The 1,111-nt window shown below is 73.9% G+C and carries 2 protein-coding genes; both read left to right on the top strand.

What is annotated here, in order from left to right:
• On the top strand, positions 1-199 hold a 199-nt coding region (locus FXO23_RS50525), incomplete at its 5' end, for an elongation factor 1-alpha C-terminal domain-related protein (protein ID WP_425484994.1).
• On the top strand, positions 196-945 hold the full coding sequence (locus FXO23_RS50520; RefSeq protein WP_158896349.1) for a sirohydrochlorin chelatase: 750 nt from the start codon (positions 196-198) through the stop codon (positions 943-945). The genes FXO23_RS50525 and FXO23_RS50520, both read left to right, overlap by 4 nt.
• The last annotated feature ends 166 nt before the right edge of the window (positions 946-1,111 follow it).

The raw sequence follows: 1,111 nt of genomic DNA, 5'->3' as shown, positions 1-1,111 counted from the left end.
CGAACAAACACTGTCCAGTGTGGACAACCCGGAAACGTTGGAACTCAACGACATCGGCCGGGTCACCCTCCGCCTGTCGGAGGAGATCCCGGTGGACGACTACGCGGACAGCCCGCGGACCGGCGCCTTCCTGGTGATCGACCCGAAGGACGGCGACACGCTCGCCGCGGGCCTGGTCGGCCAGAAGTTCGCCACATGAACGAGCCGACACTGGTCGCCGTCGCGCACGGGAGCCGGGACCCGCGGTCCGCGGCCACCGTGCGCGCGCTGACCGCGGCGGTCCGTTCCGCGGCGCCCGGACTGGACGTGCGGACCGCGTTCCTCGACCTGTCCGAACCGCTGGTCACCGACGCGCTGAGCGGGCTGTACGCCGAGGGGCAGCGGGAGGTCGTGGTGGTCCCGCTGCTGCTGGGCAGCGCCTACCACGCGCGGATCGACCTGCCCGCCCTGGTGGACGGCGTCCTCGCCCGGAGCCCGCGCCTGCGAGTGTCCACTTCGGACGTTCTTGGCCCGGATCCGCTGTTGTCCGAGGTTGCCCTCGACCGGCTCGCCGCGACCGGCGCCGATCCCACCGACCCGGAACTCGGGATCGTGTTCGCCGCGGTCGGCTCGTCGAATCCGGAAGCCAACGCCGTGGTCGCGCGCCTGGCCCGGCGGTGGCGGGCACGCCTGCCCGTCGCCGCGGTCGCCCCCGCCTTCGCCAGCGCCACCAAACCGGATGTGCCCGCCGCGATCGCCGAACTCCGCGCCCGCGGCGCCCGCCGGATCGCGGTCGCCTCCTGGTTCCTCGCCCCGGGCCTGCTCCCCGACCGGATCGCCGCGCTGGCCCGCGAAGCCGACCCCGAAGTCCGGCTCGCCGCCCCGCTGGCCGACGACCCCCGCGTCGCCGACGTGATCCTGCGCCGCTACGCGGCCGCCCTCACCAGCCAGGCCGTCCCCGCCTGACCCCGGCTCCCCCAATGAGCCTTTCTCGGTAGGGCTTCTCGGACATTGCGGGAAGTGCCCAGGACGTGGGACGCGCCGAACGCCGCATCGACGCTCGCTCGGCCCGACCGAGACCAGCCTGTCCAGCATCGGCCGGTCCCGGCCCTGCGGAGAAGACCCAGCGAGG

The organism is Amycolatopsis anabasis (assembly GCF_009765355.1).
GTDB lineage: Bacteria > Actinomycetota > Actinomycetes > Mycobacteriales > Pseudonocardiaceae > Amycolatopsis > Amycolatopsis anabasis.
This window is presented reverse-complemented; position numbering and strand designations above follow the sequence as displayed.